General features: G+C 31.5%; 23 protein-coding genes. 20 read left to right on the top strand and 3 right to left on the bottom strand.

Annotated features, from left to right (window positions below):
• Window positions 1-45: 45 nt before the first annotated feature.
• From CKL_RS16395 to CKL_RS16380, 5 genes are all read left to right on the top strand, one after another.
• The gene (locus CKL_RS16395) at window positions 46-414 is read left to right on the top strand and encodes a P-II family nitrogen regulator (RefSeq protein ID WP_012103704.1); all 369 of its coding nucleotides are present in this window, start codon (window positions 46-48) and stop codon (window positions 412-414) included.
• 102 nt (window positions 415-516) lie between these two features.
• On the top strand, window positions 517-885 hold the full coding sequence (locus CKL_RS16390; RefSeq protein ID WP_012103703.1) for a hypothetical protein: 369 nt from the start codon (window positions 517-519) through the stop codon (window positions 883-885).
• A 214-nt stretch (window positions 886-1,099) separates the two neighbouring features.
• Complete coding sequence (locus tag CKL_RS20060) at window positions 1,100-1,243, top strand: cyclic lactone autoinducer peptide (protein ID WP_012103702.1); 144 nt, start codon at window positions 1,100-1,102, stop codon at window positions 1,241-1,243.
• Window positions 1,244-1,311: 68 nt separating this feature from the next.
• Window positions 1,312-2,628, top strand: coding sequence for a sensor histidine kinase (locus tag CKL_RS16385; RefSeq protein WP_012103701.1), 1,317 nt, complete (start codon window positions 1,312-1,314; stop codon window positions 2,626-2,628).
• Window positions 2,629-2,632: 4 nt separating this feature from the next.
• Window positions 2,633-3,199 carry an accessory gene regulator ArgB-like protein gene (locus CKL_RS16380; RefSeq protein ID WP_012103700.1) on the top strand — a complete coding sequence of 189 codons (567 nt, stop codon included), beginning with the start codon at window positions 2,633-2,635 and terminating at the stop codon, window positions 3,197-3,199.
• A gap of 116 nt (window positions 3,200-3,315) precedes the next feature.
• Here CKL_RS16380 and CKL_RS16375 read toward each other — a convergent pair whose 3' ends face one another.
• A complete protein-coding gene (locus CKL_RS16375) occupies window positions 3,316-3,942 on the bottom strand; it encodes a flavodoxin family protein (RefSeq protein WP_012103699.1) in 627 nt (208 codons plus the stop codon).
• A gap of 236 nt (window positions 3,943-4,178) precedes the next feature.
• On the opposite strand from CKL_RS16375, the gene CKL_RS16370 reads away from it, so the two are divergent.
• Both CKL_RS16370 and CKL_RS16365 read left to right on the top strand, forming a co-directional pair.
• A complete protein-coding gene (locus CKL_RS16370) occupies window positions 4,179-4,538 on the top strand; it encodes a DUF4064 domain-containing protein (protein ID WP_012103698.1) in 360 nt (119 codons plus the stop codon).
• A gap of 184 nt (window positions 4,539-4,722) precedes the next feature.
• Window positions 4,723-4,905 (top strand): aspartyl-phosphate phosphatase Spo0E family protein, encoded by a 183-nt coding sequence (locus tag CKL_RS16365; RefSeq protein WP_012103697.1) that lies wholly within the window; start codon window positions 4,723-4,725, stop codon window positions 4,903-4,905.
• A gap of 31 nt (window positions 4,906-4,936) precedes the next feature.
• Here the strand turns inward: CKL_RS16365 and galU are convergent, their stop codons facing one another.
• Complete coding sequence (gene galU / locus CKL_RS16360; RefSeq protein ID WP_012103696.1) at window positions 4,937-5,818, bottom strand: UTP--glucose-1-phosphate uridylyltransferase GalU; 882 nt, start codon at window positions 5,816-5,818, stop codon at window positions 4,937-4,939.
• 156 nt (window positions 5,819-5,974) lie between these two features.
• On the bottom strand, window positions 5,975-6,463 hold the full coding sequence (gene mntR / locus CKL_RS16355) for a transcriptional regulator MntR (protein ID WP_012103695.1): 489 nt from the start codon (window positions 6,461-6,463) through the stop codon (window positions 5,975-5,977).
• Window positions 6,464-6,747: 284 nt separating this feature from the next.
• On the opposite strand from mntR, the gene pyrB reads away from it, so the two are divergent.
• From pyrB to lon, 13 genes are all read left to right on the top strand, one after another.
• Window positions 6,748-7,668: an aspartate carbamoyltransferase gene (pyrB, locus tag CKL_RS16350; RefSeq protein WP_012103694.1), complete on the top strand. Its 921-nt coding sequence runs from the start codon at window positions 6,748-6,750 to the stop codon at window positions 7,666-7,668.
• 13 nt (window positions 7,669-7,681) lie between these two features.
• Complete coding sequence (locus CKL_RS16345; protein WP_012103693.1) at window positions 7,682-8,113, top strand: aspartate carbamoyltransferase regulatory subunit; 432 nt, start codon at window positions 7,682-7,684, stop codon at window positions 8,111-8,113.
• 31 nt (window positions 8,114-8,144) lie between these two features.
• On the top strand, window positions 8,145-9,326 hold the full coding sequence (locus CKL_RS16340) for a dihydroorotase (RefSeq protein WP_012103692.1): 1,182 nt from the start codon (window positions 8,145-8,147) through the stop codon (window positions 9,324-9,326).
• A 25-nt stretch (window positions 9,327-9,351) separates the two neighbouring features.
• On the top strand, window positions 9,352-10,227 hold the full coding sequence (gene pyrF / locus CKL_RS16335) for an orotidine-5'-phosphate decarboxylase (RefSeq protein ID WP_012103691.1): 876 nt from the start codon (window positions 9,352-9,354) through the stop codon (window positions 10,225-10,227).
• Between the two features lie 34 nt (window positions 10,228-10,261).
• Window positions 10,262-11,038 carry a dihydroorotate dehydrogenase electron transfer subunit gene (locus CKL_RS16330; protein ID WP_012103690.1) on the top strand — a complete coding sequence of 259 codons (777 nt, stop codon included), beginning with the start codon at window positions 10,262-10,264 and terminating at the stop codon, window positions 11,036-11,038.
• A gap of 35 nt (window positions 11,039-11,073) precedes the next feature.
• Complete coding sequence (locus CKL_RS16325) at window positions 11,074-11,964, top strand: dihydroorotate dehydrogenase (protein ID WP_012103689.1); 891 nt, start codon at window positions 11,074-11,076, stop codon at window positions 11,962-11,964.
• 10 nt (window positions 11,965-11,974) lie between these two features.
• Window positions 11,975-12,547 carry an orotate phosphoribosyltransferase gene (gene pyrE, locus CKL_RS16320; protein WP_012103688.1) on the top strand — a complete coding sequence of 191 codons (573 nt, stop codon included), beginning with the start codon at window positions 11,975-11,977 and terminating at the stop codon, window positions 12,545-12,547.
• Between the two features lie 563 nt (window positions 12,548-13,110).
• Window positions 13,111-13,899 carry a hypothetical protein gene (locus CKL_RS16315; RefSeq protein ID WP_012103687.1) on the top strand — a complete coding sequence of 263 codons (789 nt, stop codon included), beginning with the start codon at window positions 13,111-13,113 and terminating at the stop codon, window positions 13,897-13,899.
• Window positions 13,900-13,969: 70 nt separating this feature from the next.
• The gene (locus tag CKL_RS16310) at window positions 13,970-14,758 is read left to right on the top strand and encodes a sugar phosphate isomerase/epimerase family protein (RefSeq protein WP_012103686.1); all 789 of its coding nucleotides are present in this window, start codon (window positions 13,970-13,972) and stop codon (window positions 14,756-14,758) included.
• Window positions 14,759-15,187: 429 nt separating this feature from the next.
• Complete coding sequence (tig, locus tag CKL_RS16305) at window positions 15,188-16,480, top strand: trigger factor (protein ID WP_012103685.1); 1,293 nt, start codon at window positions 15,188-15,190, stop codon at window positions 16,478-16,480.
• Window positions 16,481-16,627: 147 nt separating this feature from the next.
• Window positions 16,628-17,212, top strand: a complete 585-nt coding sequence (gene clpP / locus CKL_RS16300) for an ATP-dependent Clp endopeptidase proteolytic subunit ClpP (protein ID WP_012103684.1) — start codon at window positions 16,628-16,630, stop codon at window positions 17,210-17,212.
• A 19-nt stretch (window positions 17,213-17,231) separates the two neighbouring features.
• The gene (gene clpX, locus CKL_RS16295) at window positions 17,232-18,524 is read left to right on the top strand and encodes an ATP-dependent Clp protease ATP-binding subunit ClpX (RefSeq protein ID WP_012103683.1); all 1,293 of its coding nucleotides are present in this window, start codon (window positions 17,232-17,234) and stop codon (window positions 18,522-18,524) included.
• Between the two features lie 115 nt (window positions 18,525-18,639).
• Complete coding sequence (gene lon / locus CKL_RS16290) at window positions 18,640-20,964, top strand: endopeptidase La (protein ID WP_012103682.1); 2,325 nt, start codon at window positions 18,640-18,642, stop codon at window positions 20,962-20,964.
• Window positions 20,965-20,968: the final 4 nt, after the last annotated feature.

Genomic DNA, 20,968 nt, shown 5'->3' with positions numbered 1-20,968 from the left:
AAATTATAAAAAACTGAAATATATATTTAAAAGGGAGGTAAAACAATGGCTGACAAACTTACAAAAATAGATATTATTACTTCTAAAGCTAGGTTAGATGAATTGAAAGAGGCATTGAATGAAATTGGTATTGCAGGTATGACTGTTACAAATGTTTTAGGATGTGGAATACAGAAAGGTCATAAAGAGTATTATAGAGGATTGACCATGGATATTAATCTACTTCCGAAAGTAAAGGTAGAAGTTGTGGTTTGTGAAGTGCCTGTGGAACTTGTTGTTGAAACTGCCAGAAAAGTTCTTCACACAGGAGAAATGGGAGACGGAAAAATATTTATTTATAATGTAGAAAATGTTATACGCATAAGTACTGGAGATGAAGGTAGAGCGGCTCTGCAATATAATACTAGGTCTTAGAAAAATAGTTTAGACACCATTTGCCATAGGGTCACATTAAGGAATGAAGTTATTTTTATAGTATATAAAAAGGGGATACTTTAATGAAGGTATCTCCTTTTCTTGAAGTTATTTAGAGAGATAATAAAAGGAGATGAATACATGGAATTTAAAGGGCTGTGGGATATTTATGAAATAAAAATAATTAGCGGCGATTTCATAAATGTGGAAATGCAATCTTTTATAAAAATTAATGAGGGTGGAAGAGGACAGTTTCAATTTGGAGCCATTACCGGGGATTTGACAGGGGAAATTATAGAGCAGGGTATTAATAAAAAGTTCATGTTTAGATGGCTTGGAATGGATAAAGTTAAAATGGTAAATGGCAATGGATGGATTGAGATTCCAAAGGAAGATTTAATGGAAGGAGAAGTTACATTTTATAATGGACAAAAATGGAGAATTTTAGCTAAAAAAAATAAATTTGCATAACATATGTTTAATTATACAGTATCAACATAATGAATTATTTAAATATAAACCAGTATATTCAATAAATGAACAGAATTTGGCATTATTTATTTAATTTGAATAATTTTAATTTTTTTTTAATAATTAAGGAGGAAAAAATAAAATATTGTAGAATGTATACAATAAACTGCTTAAAATTGATTAAATTACAAATTGGTTAAGGAGGAATATAAAAATGAAATCTTTAAAAGGGAAATTATTGAGAAATGGTTTGAAAGTGCTAGGAAATGTGTCTTTATTTTTGTCGGCAGTAGTTGTAGTGGTGACATCAGGAGGAGGAACACATCAGCCTAAGTGTCCTAGAGAACTTTTAAGATAATAAAAAAATTAGGGAGATTTTTATAAAACATATTTTGTAAGAATCTCCAGAAACAAAGGAGGACAACTATGGAGAGTATAAGAGAAATAGTATTAGATCTTATAGAGGCTATGATCATTTTGGGAATTTTTCAAGCATTATATAATGACAAAAGATTTATAATAAAAAATAAAATTAGAACAGTATTATTTTCTGTATTTTATATTTGTGTAACCTATTGGAGTACATTTAATATGTCTATGGCTTCTCATACACCAGTTGTTTTCATTAGTAGTATTTTATTAATGACGTGGATTATAGGAACAAAAATATTTAATTCTTCAATAGTGATTTGCTTATTTTTTACAATTGTGTTTATTACAGAAAATTTTGTTGAAGTTATTGAAATGTTTGTGTTTAATATAAATTTAGATAAAATTTTTTTGAGTTCTCGATATTTTTGGATAGTTATAATATCTGCTAAAACATTACAAATAATTAGTGTAATATTGATTTTTAAGTTTAATTCCTATTTTGTTAAACTTAAATTATTTGAAAAAGAGGGAAGAATTTTTGCTAATTTAATAATTGAATTGGGAGTCTTTAGCATCTTCATGTTTTGTGCTAATTTTAGTATTTTTAATATAAAAAGTATTCAAATCTATAATATTTTTATATTTATACTATACTTCACATTTTTAATGGTAAAATTTAGAAGCTTAAGAGAAAAAGAAATGCTTGTAAATATAAATAACACTTACAAAGTACAAAAACAGCAAATCAAGAATATGGAGGAAATAATAAGCATAATAAGGCAGGAAAAACATGATTTTGCCAACCACATTAATGTTATACAGGGACTATGCTTGTTAAACAAACCAAATACCGTGGAAAGAATAAACAATTATGTGAAGAAAATATCAGGTACAATACATTCTTCTTTTAGATATCTAGATACGGGGAACGATTACATAGATGGCATGTTATCCATAAAAAATAACTATGCTATGAAAAACAATATTGATTTTAAAGTTATAATTGATGAACCTTTTAGTCTAATAAAAATTAGAGAGGACGAATTAATAAGTATTATAAGCAATCTTGTAGATAATGCCTTTGAAGCCTTTAATAAATCGGATGTGGAAAATAAAGAAATATCCATTATCACTTTTAAGGAAGGTATGAATTTTTGTATTGAAATAGCTGATAATGGAGATGAAATTCCAGAAGGTATAAAGACAAAGATTTTTGAAAAGGGTTTTTCTACAAAAAAAGAACAAAAAGATGGACATGGTTTTGGATTATACATTATCAAACAGTTGGTTGAAAAAAATAATGGCAGTATACTTTTAGAGAGTACTCCCAAAAGAACCAAATTTACAGTGAAATTTAAAATGGAGGATTGACTAAATGAATAGACTTATAAGCTGTGTGGTAAGCAAAATTTCTGAAACTAACCCCCAGTTTTCAGATTTGGAATTGAAAAAAATAGCCTATGGACTAGAGTGCATTCTTGATGAGATAACAAAAATTATTCCCTATTTTATAATATTCTGGATGTTTTCTCTTTATAAATACTATTTGGTTATTCTCGTATTTTTTTGTCCTATTAGATTGTTTACAGGAGGATACCATGCCAAAACCTACTGGGGATGTTTTTTTATTACTTTTATCACATTTACAGCTATAATTTTTATGGGTAAATATATTTTAATCAACAATATTATTTTAATAGCTTTGCTCATCATATCCTTTATATTTGTATGGATTTTTGCTCCTGTAGATAACGTTAATAAGAGGATAAAAAGTGAGCAGTGGAGGAGAAAAGTAAAACATATTTCTATGGTTATTACTTTTTGTTTAAGTGTATTCTGTTATTTTTTGCCTCAGGCATTTTTAAATACTGCTGTAATTTCCATTACTTTTTCAGTAGCACTTATGGTGCTGGGTAAGATAATAGATTTAAAAATATCTTAATATAAATGAGTATATGGTTATATCACATAACACAAGGGACAATTTTTCGCCATCATAAGTTTTGCTTATTAAATAGTTTTGTCAGCCAGGTATTATGTGAAATATTTGGTATGCGATTATCTTATAAAATTAGTAACTGCCATCGGTTCTTTTTCAGGTAATAAAATTCCCGCCTTTTTTCCTGCCTGGATACATTTTAAAAGCCAGGCCATATTTTTGCCGAGTGTTCTCATTGTCTGCATTCCTTCCAAATCCTGTTTTACCTCTTCTGGAGTATTTCCATGAACCATGTTCCAATATTGAGAGGATACCACAGGCATATTTGAAATGGTAAAATATTTATTCAACTGTTCAAAGGCAGCTGTTGCACCTCCCCTTCTGCAGCTCACAATTGCAGCTCCCGGCTTATATTGAAAACAATCCCCTGCATAGAAAAATCTGTCGAGGAAAGATGTTATAAGACCAGATGCAGATGCATAATGTACAGGAGAACCAAATATAAAGCCATCTGCTTCTTCAGCCTTTTCTAAGGCTACATTTACAGTATCATCATCAAATACGCACTTACCGGATTTAGTTTTAAAGCAATTGTTACAGGCTGTACAACCTATAATAGGTTTATTTCCTATGTGGAAAATTTCTGCTTCAATCTTTTCTTTTTCCAGTTCTTTTGCTATTTCGCACAAAGCAGTATAAGTACATCCTCTGGCTTTTGGACTTCCATTGATAAGTAATACTTTCATAATTAACACCTCATTTTAATTTATTATTAATAATATTACCATATAATTTAGTAATGTGGTTAAATGACAAAAATTCTTTTTACAGTGTTTTTAAAGTAAATTCTATGTATTAAGAGAGTCAGGATACTAGGATAGTATTATTTTATTTAGAATATATATGTTTTTGTGGATAAAATAGACAAACAGTAAATTATTTGATATAATGTAATAAAATAAATATATAAAGGAGAGTTGTTATGGAAAACAAAAAGACAGTGGAATTAGTTCTGGGACTTATTGGAGGTATTTTAGGAATTATAGCAGGTATTTATTCAATGAACATTGGAGGGCTGGCATCTGTATTTCATGTTGATAGGGCAGTCACAGTAAATAATTTTGGAATAGGGGCAATAATTTTATCCATACTAGGTATCATTGGTGCCTTAATAGTGAAGAATAAAACAAAACTTGGGGGAATATTTATGATTATTGCAGCTTTAGGAGGCCTTGTATGTATAACTTATTTTTATATTCCATCAGGCATACTTTTAATAATTCCCGGCTTAATGAGTATTATTAAGAAAAAAGATGAAAGTAAACCTAAAGCAGCTGTATAATAGTATTCTTTAACACATATGTAAACCTTGACTTGATCTTTAAGTCAAGGTTTTTATTTTTTTTGCATTTAAGTAGGGATTGAAACCTATTTTTTGTATTTTATGTTAATATAATTTAATATAAATAAAAAAACGCATTCTTTTTATCATAGTTTATACTGATTTTGGAAGGAGGTGTTTTTTTATGGTCAAAATTGAAGACATATTAAGGGAAATAGAAGCATTAAGAGTCGAATTAGTAGAAGCCATTGAGAACAAGAAAAATTTGCTTGATCCAGATATAGTCAGAGAAAGTCAAAAATTAGATTTGATTTTAAATGAGTATAACAAGATGATTGAGCAAAAAATGCAAAATGTAAAAGACTAAGAAAAAGAGAGGCTTTGGCCTCTCTCGTAGTTTAAAAATTTAGTTCTAATTTTTTATTGATGTCTGAAATATAAGAAATAAGATTTTCTCTTAAATCTGTACGTTTTAAGGCATATTCTATATTAGCCTCAATGAATCCTAGCTTGTCACCTATATCATATCGCTTACCTTCAAAACAATAAGAGTATATTGCCTCCTGCTTTAATAATTCTTTTAATGCATCTGTAAGTTGAATTTCATTACCCTTTCCAGGTTTAGTTCTCTCCAGTATATCAAATATTTCTGGTGTTATTATATATCTCCCCAGTATGGCAATATTGGATGGAGCTTCTTCTTTTCCAGGCTTTTCTACCATATTTTTTATCTTATGAACTTTATCATCTATTTGTATACCGTCAATAATTCCATATTTGGATACATCTTTTCTGTTAACAGGCTGTACTCCTATAATTGAAGTATTATACTTGTTATAGCAGTTAATTAGCTGCTTCAAGCAGGGCACTTCACTATCTACTATATCATCTCCCAATATAACAGCAAAAGCTTCATTACCTACAAAGGCCTTTGCAAGGCTTATGGCATGACCCAATCCTTTTGGTTCTTTTTGACGTACATAATATATATTTACCATATTACTTATATTTTGAATCAATTCGAGCAAACCATCTTTATGGCTGCTTTTTAATTCATCCTCAAGTTCTACGGATTTATCAAAATGATCTTCAATAGATTTTTTATTCTTACCTAAGATTATCAATATTTCTTCAATACCAGAGTTAACGGCCTCTTCTACCACATATTGAATTGTAGGCTTATCTACTATTGGTAACATTTCTTTAGGTTGTGCTTTTGTAGCAGGCAAAAATCTTGTTCCTAAACCAGCAGCGGGAATTACTGCTTTTTTTATACTCATAATAGCTTACCACCTTTTCTAATTGAATTATTTAGTATGGAGAATATTAATCCATTCTTGAATTCTCTCTTTAATGTTATATAAAATTATACCTGCCCTTTGTTGCATAAATATCAAAAATTTGTGTGAAATCTATGTGATTATAATAGTTATTTCTTATGTTTTCTCTGGCAAAGTTGATTTCTGGTATTGAGTAAATTTTTTTAGTATATCTGGATTGTTTTTAAAAAAATTATTTAGCGTTTCAATTCTTGTTAATGCATTTGAAGTTATATTATGTTCCATAAGTTCTACATTTATCAATATATCTTTTTGAACTCCTATTATGTTTAAAAATTGTTCAATTATAATGTGACGATTTAAAAGAAATACACCTACGGCTATTCCTTTCTCTGTAAGTTGTATAATTCCGTACTTTTCATAATTCACAAATCCCAATTTAGTTAATTTTTGAACCATTTTAGTTGCAGAGGAAGCTTTTACATTTAATAATTCTGACAAGCTGTTTATGCGGGCATAACCTTCCTCTATATAGCATCTGTAGATCATTTCCAGATAATCTTCCATACTGTGAGTCAAACTATTTTTTTCTTTTTCCAAAATTTCATATCCCCTGACAGTATGGAAGGATTGATTGTTATCCATAAACAACACTTCCTAAATATAAACTTGGTGTTCTTTTAAAGGTATATGTTAAGTAGTTACGTATAATTACTTTTAATGTGGGTATTGACTTTAAATTCAATTTATGATAATATGGGCAAGATAAAATTTAGTACTGAACCTTTAAGACTAGTTCCGTGAAGCTAGGAAGGCATGGTAAAAATTATGATGTTATTATATTTATGGTATAATAATGCCTTCCAAACAGGGAGGCATTTTTTTAAGCCTTTAAATTTAGCACAGAGATGCTGACAAGGAGGAATGAAATGTTAAAAGGAAGACATTTAATTGACGCAATGGATTTCTCAATAGAGGAATTAGAGGAAATATTTAAACTTTCCAATGAAATAATCTCAAGAGAAAAAGAATTTTCACATATTTGTGAGGGAAAGCTTCTGGCTACCTTATTTTATGAACCAAGTACTAGAACCAGGCTAAGTTTTGAATCTGCCATGTTGAGGCTGGGTGGAAAAGTGATGGGATTTTCAGAACCAGGGTCAAGTTCAGCCTCAAAAGGTGAGAGTATAGCAGATACCATAAGAGTAATTAGCTGTTATGCAGATATAGCTGCCATGAGGCATCCTAAAGAAGGAGCTCCAAAGATTGCAGCCATGTATTCTAATATACCTGTTATAAATGCAGGAGATGGGGGACACCAGCATCCTACCCAAACTCTTACAGATCTTTTAACCGTTAAGTCCATAAAAGGAAGATTATCTAATCTAAAAATAGGCTGTTGTGGTGATTTAAAATTTGGAAGAACAGTGCATTCACTTATCAAAGCCATGTCTAGGTATGAAAACAATAGTTTTACACTAATATCTCCAGAAGAATTAAAGATTCCTAATTATTTGAAAAAAGAATTAAACAGTAAAAATGTTAAATATGAAGAAACTAAAAATCTGGAAGATTCCATAGAATCTTTAGATATATTATATATGACCAGGGTGCAGAGAGAAAGATTTTTCAATGAAGAGGACTATATAAGACTCAAGGACAGTTATATACTTGATAAAGGAAAAATATCCAGGGCGGCAAAAGATATGATAGTTCTTCATCCCCTGCCTAGGGTTAATGAAATTTCCTATGAAATAGACAAGGATCCTAGAGCTTATTACTTTAAACAGGCTAAATACGGTATGTATGTAAGAATGGCTTTAATGATAAAGTTACTGGGAATTCAATAGGAGGGATTATATAATGCTTACAATTAATAGTATAAAAAATGGAATTGTAATTGATCATATAAAAGCAGGATATGGAATGAAAATATACAAGTATCTGGATTTGGATAAGGCTGATTATTCTGTGGCCCTCATAATGAATGCAGAAAGTAAAAAACTGAAGAAGAAAGATATAATCAAAATAGAAAATAATATAGAATTGGATTTGGCTGTACTTGGATTTATAGACCCTAATATAACAATTGATATTATAAAAGATGAAACCATATATAAAAAGATAAAGCTAAAACTGCCAGATAGAGTGGAAAATATTATAGCCTGTAAAAATCCAAGGTGTGTTACTTCTGTAGAAAAAAACATACCTCACATTTTCAAATTAGTAGATGAGAATACAGGGGAATATAGATGCGAGTACTGTGACCAGATATATGAGAATTTATCATTATAAAATGTTTTAGAGATTAGGAGAGGATTGAAATATGGAACTTCTAATAAAAAAGGCTAGAATAGTTGATTATTATCAGAACTTTACAGGAGATATTTATATAAATGATGGAATTATAAATAAAATAGGAGTAAACTTAAATGAAAAATGCCTTAAAATAGATGGAGAAGGACTAGTCGTCATGCCCTCTTTTGTGGATCTCCATGTACATTTTAGAGAACCTGGTTTTACTAGAAAAGAGGATATAGAAAGTGGAAGCAGGGCTGCAGCTAAGGGTGGATATACCATGGTTAATCTTATGGCAAATACGGACCCCGTATGCAGCAGTATGGATACTGTAAACTATGTTTTAAACAGAGCAAAGCAGGTGGGAATTTTAGATGTACATCAGTGTGTGTCCATAACTGACAATTTTGAAGGAAAAGATACAAGTCATTTGGATAAATTGGATGACAGGGTGAAAATAATATCTGAAGATGGAAAAGATGTCACGGACAGCAGTGTTATGCTTGAAGCTATGGTAAAGGCCAAAAAGTCAAGGAGGATAGTTATGTGTCATTCAGAGGATCACTCCCTTTCAAATATAGATATGAGATTGGCTGAAAATATAATGACTTGGAGAAATATTACCCTGTCTGAATTCACAGGGTGTGCCGTGCATATAGCACATGTAAGTACAAAAGAATCCATGGAGTATATAATGGAAGGCAAAATTAAAGGGGCGAATATAACCTGTGAAGTCGCACCACATCATATAGTACTTTATGAAAATGACTATAGGGTAAACCCACCCATTAGAACAAAAGAGGATAGGGATTTTTTAATAAAATCAATTAAGGATGGATGGGTGGATACCATAAGTACGGATCATGCTCCTCATACCAGTGAAGATAAAATGCAGGGGGCACCAGGTATATCTGGAATAGAAACTGCATTTAGTTTATGCTATACAAATCTTGTGAAAGGTGGACATATAACTTTAAACAAACTTTCAGGGTTGATGTCTAAAAATCCTTCTGATATATTAGGTATAAAAAAAGGCAGGATAACTCCTGGTTATGAAGGGGATTTAGTTTTACTTGATTTAAATAAGGAATATAAAATACAAAGAGAGGAATTTTTATCTAAGGGCAAAAATACTCCTTTTGAAGGATATATGGTGTTTGGTGATATAGTTAAAACAATAAAGGCGGGAAAGGTTGTATTTGAAAAATAAGTCCGTCTGATTGGAGTTGAAGTTTATGATTATAGATGAGCTGTATGAAACTGTAAATAAAAAGGGAAATGTATGTGTAGGTTTGGATACGGCACTTTCTTACATACCTGAAAGTATGAGAGAGAGTCATGAAAATGTAGAAGATTGTATATTTGAATTTAACAGAACAATAATAGATAGTACTTTGGATGCAGCTGCCTGCTATAAAGTTCAGATTGCATATTATGAAGCCCTTGGCATTGAGGGACTTAGAGCTTACAGTAAAACTTTAAAATATATAAAGGATAAAAAGGCTCTTTCCATTGCAGATATTAAAAGGGGAGATATAGCAAAAACAGCTGAGATGTACGCAAAAGCCCATTTTGAGGGGGAATTTGAAAGCGATTTTGTAACATTGAATCCATACATGGGATTTGATACTATAGAGCCTTATTTGCCTTATGTAAAAAATAATAACAAAGGATTATTCATATTGATAAGGACTTCCAACAAAGGAGCCAAGGATCTCCAATATATAAGCACAAGAAAAAATACAAAATTATATAATATTGTAGGAAAAAAAGTGAGTTCCCTTGGAGAGAAATATATGGGAAATTGCGGTTATAGTTCTCTTGGAGGAGTAATGGGTTGTACTCACCAGGAAGAGGGTATAAAGCTTAGAAAAAAATTGAAAAATATATTTTTCTTAATACCTGGATATGGAGCACAGGGAGGTACTGCAGAGGATATCTCGGCCTATCTTAAAAGAGGAAATGGAGGAGTGGTAAACTCTTCAAGGGGCATACTACTTGCTTATAAGAAGGAAGAGGATGGATTTAAAAAGTATGGAGAGTGTGCAAGGCAGGAGTGTGTTAAAATAAGAGATGATATTTTAAAAATATCACAGAATAAGAATTCTTAAAGTTAGAATATTTTAGAATGGAGAAAAAATTACATTGAAAAGTGAATTGGATTATACTGTTGAAGAAGTATTTGAAAATAGGAAAATAGCTGAAAATTTATATGAACTTGAAATACAAGGTAATTTCAAGGGAATACCTGGACAGTTTTACATGCTGAGATGTTGGGATATGGAGCCTGTACTTTGGAGACCTATAAGTATACACTATCTGGATAGAAAAAGAATAATTTTTCTATATCATGTAGCGGGCAGAGGAACTAAAAAGCTCGGCAGTTTAAAATCAGGAGATGAAATTAAAATTTTAGGACCTCTTGGAAATGGCTTTTGTATAGAAGATATAATAAGAAAAAATACTGCTGTGATAGCAGGAGGAATAGGGATTGCACCTATGTTTTATGCAGTAGAAAATATAAGGGAGACAATTAAAAAAGATAAGCTTTCGTATAAGGATTATAAATTGGATTTATATGCCGGGTTTAAAGATAATACATATTGTATGGAGAAATTTAAGCCTCTGGTGGACAATGTTTATGTTTCCACGGAAACAGGAGTAGAGGGTAAAAAGGGATACATAACAGATATTTTTGAACCGGAAAAATATGATGTGGTATTATGCTGTGGGCCACAGATAATGATGAAACAGATAATAAATATGTGCAGAGAAAAACAGATAACCCTATATGTGTCTATGGAAAACCGCATGGCTTGTGGAATTGGGGCTTGTCTGGTATGTACCTGTAATACCATTGGTGGAAATAAAAGAGTATGTAAAGATGGACCGATTTTTTTAGGAACTGATGTGGTAATATAATAAGGCATATTTAAAGGAAGGGAAGATTAATTATATTGATAGATATATGTGGTGTAAAGTTTAAAAACCCTGTAATTGCCGCTTCTGGAACTTTTGCCTTTGGAACAGAGTACAATGAAATTTATGATGTGTCAAAATTGGGAGGCATATGTTCTAAAGGGCTTACATTGGAGAGAAAAGAAGGTAACCTTGGCATAAGGAGCCTTGAAACCAGGTCAGGTATGTTAAATAGTGTAGGGCTTCAAAATCCTGGAGTAGAACATTTTATAAAAGTGGAACTTCAAGCCATGAAAAAATTCAATACAGTTACTATAGCTAATTTAGGGGGAAACACTGAGGAGGAATACATAAAGGGAGTAGAAAAATTAAATGACTCTATAGTGGATATTATAGAGCTTAATATATCTTGTCCTAATGTAAAAAGTGGAGGTATGGCTTTTGGAATAAAGTCTGAAGTGGCTGGTAAAGTTGTGGATTCTGTAAAGAGAGTATGCAGAAAACCTCTTATGGTAAAACTTTCTCCTAATGCAGAGGATATTGTAGATATGGCCTATACATGCTGTCAGGCAGGGGCAGACGCACTTTCTCTTGTAAATACATTTAAAGCTATGGCTGTGGATATAGAAAATAGGAAAGCTGTATTTGACAATATAACCGCAGGACTTTCAGGACCTGCAATAAAGCCTATAGCTCTCAGAATGGTATATGAAGTTTCAAAAGTCGTGGATATTCCTGTAGTGGGAATAGGCGGAATATGCAGCTGGCAGGATGCCCTAGAATTTATAATGGCAGGAGCTAGTGCAATACAGGTTGGAACAGCCAATTTTATAAAACCTGATATTTGTTTGGACATAATAAAAGGTATAGAAGAATATATGGAAAAAGAGAAAATTAAAAGTTTGGATGAAATAAGAGGAATAATATAAGGGGTGGATTATGGATAATTTAGTTATAAAGGAGTTAAAAGAAGTAGATGCACTTTTAGAAGGACATTTTTTGCTTTCTTCGGGAAAACATAGTGATAAATATTGTCAGTGTGCAAAACTTTTACAATATCCCTCTAGGGCAGAGAAGGTAATAAGAGTTATTGTGGATAAATTGAAAAATGTAGATTTTGACAAAATAGTAGGTCCTGCCATGGGAGGGATTTTGGTTTCTTATGAACTTGCAAGACAAACAGGAAAACCTGGCATATTTGCAGAAAGACAGGATGGAAACATGATTGTAAAAAGAGGATTTGAAATAAATAAAGGGGAGAAAATAATAATATCGGAGGATGTGGTAACCACAGGGAAATCTTCTTTAGAAGTTGCCAAAGTAATAGAAGGATTGGGTGGGGAAGTTATAGGTATATGTTGTATAATAGATAGGAGATCAAGAGATGTTAATATACCTTATCCTATTTATAGTGCAGCAAAATTGAATATAAATACTTATGATAAAAAAGATTGTCCTATGTGCAGAGAAGGACTAGAATATGTAAAGCCGGGAAGCAGGGTGTTTAAGTAACAATTCACAATGCACAATTCACAATATGCAGTTAAGCATGATTTAAAAATAAGTTTATAAAAAATTTATCCGAAGGCTACCATTGCTAATACCCCCATCTTCTTTAAAGTGGGGGATAAGCACTGCTACGCCCCTGGATAAGTTCTTCTAAAGTTTAGATGGAGAAAGCTATACCTTACAAGCAAACTCCACCTGAACCTAAGAATCACTTGATATTGAATTCATTTCTTTATAGTAAATTGATTATTTGTAAAATTTAAAATATTTTATATTATAATTAATTGAATTTTAGAAATGAATTTAATTTTTGGTGCAGAAACTTAAGTTTGCCTTTTAAAGTATTATATTTGTACTGTGAAAATTTTGGGTTTGGCAATTTTAATAGGTTCATAAAAAATTATTACTATTTATCTCACTTTTGAGGTATAATAAGTAATAATTTTTAACATAGTATGTTATTATATACATGGAGAATTTCAATAATTTCTTTGGGAATATGAGCTTGATATTATATATTTTTGATTTCTGTTTCCATTAATACGGAGTATAGGAGGAGTTTTTTAGTGGGTAAACCAAGTATTTTTAGTAAAGATTATGGAAAAAAAATGAGACAACGCAGAAGAAATGTAATTATATTGGTTGTAGCATGTTTACTAGTTATAACTTTATGTGTAATTTATATAAGAGGAGCATTTAAAGATGTGGTAAATACAAAGAATGCAAAGGTTAATAATTCAGCTGTAGATAAACAGACTACGGATAACAATAAAAATGCATCTCAATCCAGTAATAAAGCTGAAACTAAGGAAAAAGACACAAAAAAAGAAAATTCCTATAAAATACAATTAAGTGATGGCAGAGATATCACATTAACTTATGAGGGGGATAGTAGTAATAAAGTATTTAAAAGCGTTGCTGCAGCGTCTGGCGATGTGGCTTATGATATTAATCCATCACACAAGAATGTGATTTTATTTGATAATGCAGCTCAGAGTATACTATTGATTGATATAGAGGGTAACAAGCAGGATATAACAAATCAACAGTATGTTTCCACTTCAGGAGAGGTTATACAGAAGAGTTCTCAAATAGCAAGTAATCCATCCTATATATGGTGTTCTTCTCCAAAGTTTTTGGATGATGGCAATATTGCATACATAAGCCAGTTACCTTGGATTGGGAAAACCGCCAAGTATGTTTGGATAGAAAATATTCAAGATAAAAGTCATGTCATGGTGCAAAGTGTACAGGGGGAAAATATACAATTAGGGGAACTCACAGAAAAAGGACTTACGGTGATTGCAGACGGAACCACTTTTTATATGACAGCATCTGGTTCTGTAAGTCAGTAGAAGGTACTTTACTTTGACTTAAATTTTAATAGATGAGTATTTTAAAGCAGATAATATTTTTGGAGGAATTATGAATGTAGGATTGTCTTCCGCCAGTTTTTATCCATATGTAAATACAGAGAACAGTATAGCTTTAATGAAGAATCTGGGATTTGATTCTGGGGAAGTATTTTTAAATAGTATTAGTGAATATGAAGAAGATTTTGCAAATATAATTTTAGAACAAAGTCTGGAGAATAATTTTAAGATCAATTCTGTACATGGGTTTTCTTCTTCTTTTGAACCCTATTTATTTGATAAATATAAGAGAAGAAGAGATGATTCCTTCTTGCAGTTTCAAAAAATATGTAAATTCGCCAAAATTGTAGGAGCTGATTGCTACACTTTTCATGGAATGAGAAATAAAAGGTTAAATGAAGTTTCAAAAGAATTTGTATTTGATATATATAATAAGTTATTATATATATCAGAAGAACAGGGCATAAAGCTTTGTCAGGAAAATGTATTTTGGTGCATGTCGGGTAATATTGATTTTTTATATATGCTGAAGGAAAGGTATGAAAACTCAATATACTTTACCTTGGACATAAAGCAGGCATATAGAGCAGGGAGGACACCTGAAGAATACATAGGAGTTATGAAAAATTCCATAGAAAATCTACATATAAATGATAGAAACCGTGAAAATTCTTGTTTGCTTCCTGGAAAGGGAGATGTAAACTTTAAAAAAATATTTTGTAAATTAAAGGAAATGGGGTATAATAAGATAGGAATAATTGAAGTATATAGAGATAATTATAAAGACTATGAGGAATTAAGTATTGCCGGAGATTATATTAAAAGTTGCTTTACATATTAAAAAAAACTATAAAAGTTGTGTTTTTTGATATATAATTATAATACTACTGTTTTTTAGTATTATGTCAGAAATATGTAATTTAAATTTGTGGCTAGCATTGTTCACAGAATATATTGTTAAAAGAGTCTTAGACTGTAATTATATATAAATTAAGTGTTTATCCGAAGGCGGTAATTAGCTAATATTGCCATCTTCTTCAAATTGGAAGATAAAAATGGCTAATGTACCTGGATAAGTTCTTCTAAAATTCAGGTGGAGAGAAGCGTCTTTCTATAGCAAATTTCAATTGAACTTAAGAATCACTTGATATCAAATAAACCGTAAGATAAGTAATATACTAGGTATATAGGAATGTTTATAAATATATGGTATAATGGCATAGTTGAATATAAGAGTGTAGAGTAACTAGTTAGTAGGAGGAATTTTATAATGAATGTTAAAATGGAAAAAATAGAAGAGAATGTTGTAAAATTAGAGATAACTGTAGAAGCAGACAAATTTAATGAATCTATGAAAAAAGCCTTTGCTAAAAATGCAAAGAAATTTAATATACCAGGCTTTAGAAAAGGTAAAGCGCCTATGAATATAATAAAAAAATATTATGGTGAAGGCGTATTTTACGAAGATGCAATGAGTTTTTGTTGTGAAAGTACATATCCAGATGCCTTAAAAGAAAACAACGTAAATCCAGTAGACTACCCTAAAATTGAGGTAGTTCAAATTGGGGAGGGAAAAGAATTTATATATACAGCAGAAGTGACTGTATTCCCAGAGGTTAAATTGGGAGAATATAAAGGCGTTGAAGTAAAGAAGAATACATATGACGTTAAGGAAGAAGACATAGAGCAGGAATTAAAAAACATGCAGCAAAAGGATGCCAGAATAGAAACAAAAGAAAATGGAAGTATAGAAAATGGGAATATAGCTATAATAGATTTCAAAGGCTTTGTAGATGGCAAGGAATTTGAAGGTGGAGAAGGACAGGATTATCAGTTGGAAATTGGTTCTGGCACTTTTATAGATAATTTTGAAGAACAATTAATAGGATTAAATGCAGGTGACTCAAAGGAGGTTAATGTAAAATTTCCTGAAGAGTATGGAATAGATGATTTGAATGGAAAAGAAGCTGTATTTAAGGTAACAGTCAAGGAAATAAAAGTTAAAGAAATTCCTGAATTGGACGATGAATTTGCAAAAGAGGTATCAGAATTCGATACATTGGATGAGGTTAAAGAAGATATAAGAAATAAGAAACAAGAAGCAAACAAGCTGAGAGAGGAAAGAGAATTTGAAGAAGCAGTTTTAGAAGCAGTTTGTTCAAATACAGAAATAAATATTCCTGAAGTAATGGTGGAAAAAGAAGTTGATAATATGATTAGAGATTTAGAAACTAGGTTAAAATATCAAGGACTAGATCTTGAAACATATTATAAGTATACTAATAATGACGAACAAAAAGTTAGGGAGTACATGAGAGAAACCTCAGAGAAAAAGGTAAAGGCAGATCTTGTAATTACAGAAATAGCAAAGGTAGAAAAAGTAGAAGCAAGTGATGAGGAAATTAAGGAAAAGGCTACTGAAATAGCTAAGCAGTATGGCAGCGATGATGTAGAAAAAATGGCAAAAATAATTTTAGATGGACAGAAAGAATATTTGAAAATGCAGATAGTTAATGAAAAAGTGATGAAAATGCTAGTAGACAGCAGCAAAATAATAGCATAATATTATAAAGTATAAAGATTAATTGTCAGAAGGCTTTCTGGCAATTAATTTCAAATATATAGATAATTGCACCATAGTATTAAAGCTTTAATTACTGAAATTTTGCAAGGTTCTATAAAAATTATTATGTAAAAGGAGGAAAGTTTTATGAGTTTAGTACCAGTAGTTGTAGAACAGACTAACAGAGGGGAAAGATCTTATGATATTTATTCTAGACTTTTAAAAGATAGAATAGTAATGTTAAGTGAGGAGGTAAATGATGTTACTGCAAGTCTCATAGTAGCACAGCTGTTGTTTTTAGAAGCAGAGAATCCTGATAAAGATATATACTTTTACATAAATAGTCCAGGAGGTTCAATAACAGCAGGCATGGCAATTTATGATACAATGCAATATATAAAATCAGACGTATCCACTATATGTATAGGAATGGCAGCTTCTATGGGTGCATTTTTACTTGCAGCTGGCGAAAAAGGTAAGAGATTTGCCCTTCCAAACTCTGAAATAATGATACATCAGCCTCTTGGAGGATTTCAGGGTCAGGCAACTGATATTGGAATTCATGCGGATAGGATACTTAGAATAAAGAAGAAATTAAATGCTATAATAAGTGAAAGAACAGGTCAATCAATTGAAAAAGTTGAAAAAGATACAGAAAGAGACAATTTTATGACGGCAGAAGAAGCTAAGGAATATGGATTGATAGATGAGGTTTTTACAAAAAAGAAATAACCTTTAGTGAGGTGTGAAAATGGCCAAAAATGATGATAAGAAACAGCTTAAATGTTCGTTCTGCGGTAAGACGCAGGATCAGGTAAGAAGATTAATTGCAGGTCCGGGAGTATATATTTGTGATGAATGTATAGAACTTTGCTCTGAAATAATAAGTGATGAGTTTGAAGAAGATATTCAGATAGATATGACTTCTATTCCCAAACCTGTGGAGATAAAGAACTATCTTGATCAGTATGTAATAGGTCAGGAAGATTCAAAAAAATCACTTTCAGTAGCAGTATATAATCATTATAAAAGAATAAATTCCAATAACAATTCAAATGATGATGTAGAACTGCAAAAAAGCAACATACTTTTACTGGGACCCACAGGTTCCGGAAAAACTCTTTTAGCTCAGACTCTGGCAAGATTTCTAAATGTGCCTTTTGCAATTGCAGATGCTACTACTCTGACAGAGGCTGGTTATGTAGGTGAAGATGTAGAGAATATACTGCTTAAATTAATACAAAATGCAGATTATGATATAGAAAGAGCAGAACATGGAATAGTTTATATAGATGAAATAGATAAGATAGCAAGAAAATCAGAGAATCCATCTATAACCAGAGATGTATCAGGAGAAGGGGTACAGCAGGCACTTTTGAAAATATTGGAGGGTACAGTGGCTTCAGTTCCTCCACAGGGAGGGAGAAAACATCCTCATCAGGAGTTTATTCAAATAAATACCACTAATATATTATTTATTTGTGGAGGAGCTTTTGACGGTATAGACAGTATAATAGAACGCAGAACCAGGGTTAGTACTTTAGGATTTGGAGCAGAAATACAATCTAAAAAGGATAAAGATATAGGAAAACTTTTAAAGCAAATAATGCCGGGAGATCTGTTAAAATTCGGACTTATACCAGAATTTGTAGGAAGAATTCCTATTATAGTTACTTTAGAGGCACTAGACAGGGCAGCATTAATAAGTATATTAAAAGAGCCTAAAAATGCACTTGTTAAACAATATAAAAAACTTTTTGAACTAGACGATGTAGAACTTGAATTTAAAGATGAGGCCTTAGAAGCAATAGCAGATGAAGCTTTAAAGAGAAATACTGGTGCTAGGGGCCTCAGGGCTATTATAGAGGAAACTATGAAGGATGTAATGTTTGATATCCCTTCAAAAGAAGAGATAGCTAAAGTTATAATTAATAAGGATGCGGTGAGTACAAAGATGCCAGAACTTATAGAGGCTGAAAATGGGAAAAGGACTCCTATTAAATTGAAAAAATCAAGAACACGAAAGGGTCCTGAAACTGCATAATCTTATTTAAAAAGAGTACTGGTGTCGGTACTCTTTTTTAAATAAGTTGCTGCTTATAAGTAAATTCTCTTTGTATTGTTAAATTATCTAAGAAAATATTAAAGGAGAGAGAGATATGGATAGAGACTTTAGAGAACTTCCTCTGATCCCATTAAGAGGTATTACTATATTTCCATATATGGTTTTGCATTTTGACGTAGGTAGGGAAAAATCAATACTTGCTTTAGAAAAAGCCATGCTTGAAGAACAGAAAGTGTTTTTGACTGCACAGAGGCAGGCAAAGACCGAGGAACCAGGTAGGGAGGATATCTTTAAGACAGGTACTATTTGCAATATAAAGCAAATATTAAAACTTCCAGGTGATACAGTAAGAGTATTGGTGGAAGGTGAAACCAGAGCCTTACTTAAGGAATATATTAGTGAAGAACCTTTTTTCAAGGTTAAAGTTGAAGTTTTAGAAGATGAAGAAAACTATGATGAAAATAAAGACTGTGAAGCACTTGTACGTGCTATAAAAAAGAATTTTAATGAATATGTAAAGTTATCAGGTAATATACCTGCAGAAACTATAATAACATTAGATGAGATAGATAATCATGGAAGATTGGCAGATACTATTAGTTCTTACTTAATGTTAAAACAAGAAAAGAAACAGGAGCTCCTTGAATGTTATGAAATAGAAGAAAGGCTTCAAAAAGTACTTGCAGTGCTGGCAAATGAAATAGAAATTTTGAAATTGGAAAGAAAAATAGGAGTTAAAGTAAAAAATAAAATAGATAAGGTGCAAAAAGATTATTACTTAAGAGAGCAGTTAAAGGCAATACAGGAAGAGTTAGGGGAAGATGATGACAATAAAAAAGAAATGAAAAGATATAAAAATAAGATAAGTAAGGCTAAACTTCCTAAAGCAGTTAAAGATAAAGCACTTTATGAATTGGACAGATTAAAAAATACAGGGTCATATTCCGCAGAGGGAGGGGTGATAAGGACATACTTGGATTGGATATTAGAACTTCCATGGAACACTCAGACTAAAGATAATTTAGATATAAAGTCTGCTAGGGAGATACTTGAAAAAGAGCATTATGGTCTAAAGGATGTAAAAGATAGGATAATTGAATATTTATCGGTTAAAAAGATGAGTAAATCTCTTAAAGGGCCTATACTTTGTCTTATGGGGCCTCCGGGAGTAGGTAAAACGTCCATAGCTAAATCTATAGCACATGCTTTAAATAGAAATTTTGTTAGAATGTCTCTTGGAGGAGTAAGAGATGAAGCCGAGATAAGGGGGCATAGAAAGACTTATGTGGGAGCTATTCCAGGAAGAATAATATATGGTATGAAACAGGCAAAATCTAAAAATCCTCTGTTTTTACTGGATGAAATAGATAAAATGAGCAATGATTTTAGAGGAGATCCTGCAGATGCACTTTTAGAAGTATTGGACAGTGAACAAAATAATTCCTTTAGGGACCATTATATGGAACTGGATTTTGACTTGTCAAATGTTATGTTTATAACTACAGCAAATAGCATAGGTAACATACCTAGGCCACTTTTTGACAGAATGGAAGTTATAGAGGTATCTGGATATACCAGCGAGGAAAAATTTCATATATGTAGGGAATATTTAATACCTAAACAATTGGAGGAAAATGGTATAAAGAATAATGAAATTATAATATCGGATTCATCTATATATAAGCTGATAGATAATTATACCAGAGAATCTGGAGTTAGAAGTCTTGAGAGAAGGATTGCCTCTGTTATAAGAAAGGCAGTAGCTGAGATGATGGAAAAGGATAAGAAAAAAGTTAATATTACTTTGACTAAAATAAAGTCTTATTTTGGAGCTGAAATATATACATATGATAAAATTGACAAAGAGGATAAAATTGGTGTGGTAATGGGAATGGCATGGACAGGATATGGGGGAGACACACTGCCTATAGAAGCAACAGCTATGTCAGGAAATGGAAAGTTGGAATTGACAGGTCAGCTTGGGGCTGTAATGAAGGAGTCTGCTAAAGCGGGATATAGCTATATAAGAGCAAATGCTGATAAATATGGGGTGGAGAGTGACTTTTATAAAAAATATGATTTACACATACATGTACCAGAGGGAGCAGTACCAAAAGATGGACCTTCTGCAGGAGTAGCCATGGTAACGGCAATGATATCTGCCCTGAGCAAAAAGAAAGTTAAGCACAATGTAGCTATGACAGGAGAAATAACATTGACAGGAAGGGTACTTCCTATAGGGGGACTTAAAGAAAAAAGTCTTGCTGCATATAGGGCAGGTATAGATACGGTTATAATACCCAAAGATAATGAAAAACATCTATTGAAAATACCAAATACAGTTAAGAATAAATTAAATTATATCCTTGCGGACAACATAGATGTAGTACTAGAAAATTCAATTTCAAATTATAGTTAGGTGG

This window comes from Clostridium kluyveri DSM 555, from assembly GCF_000016505.1.
Lineage (GTDB): Bacteria > Bacillota > Clostridia > Clostridiales > Clostridiaceae > Clostridium_B > Clostridium_B kluyveri.
Note: the sequence above shows the minus strand (reverse complement) of the source record. Positions and strands in the feature narration are given on the sequence as shown.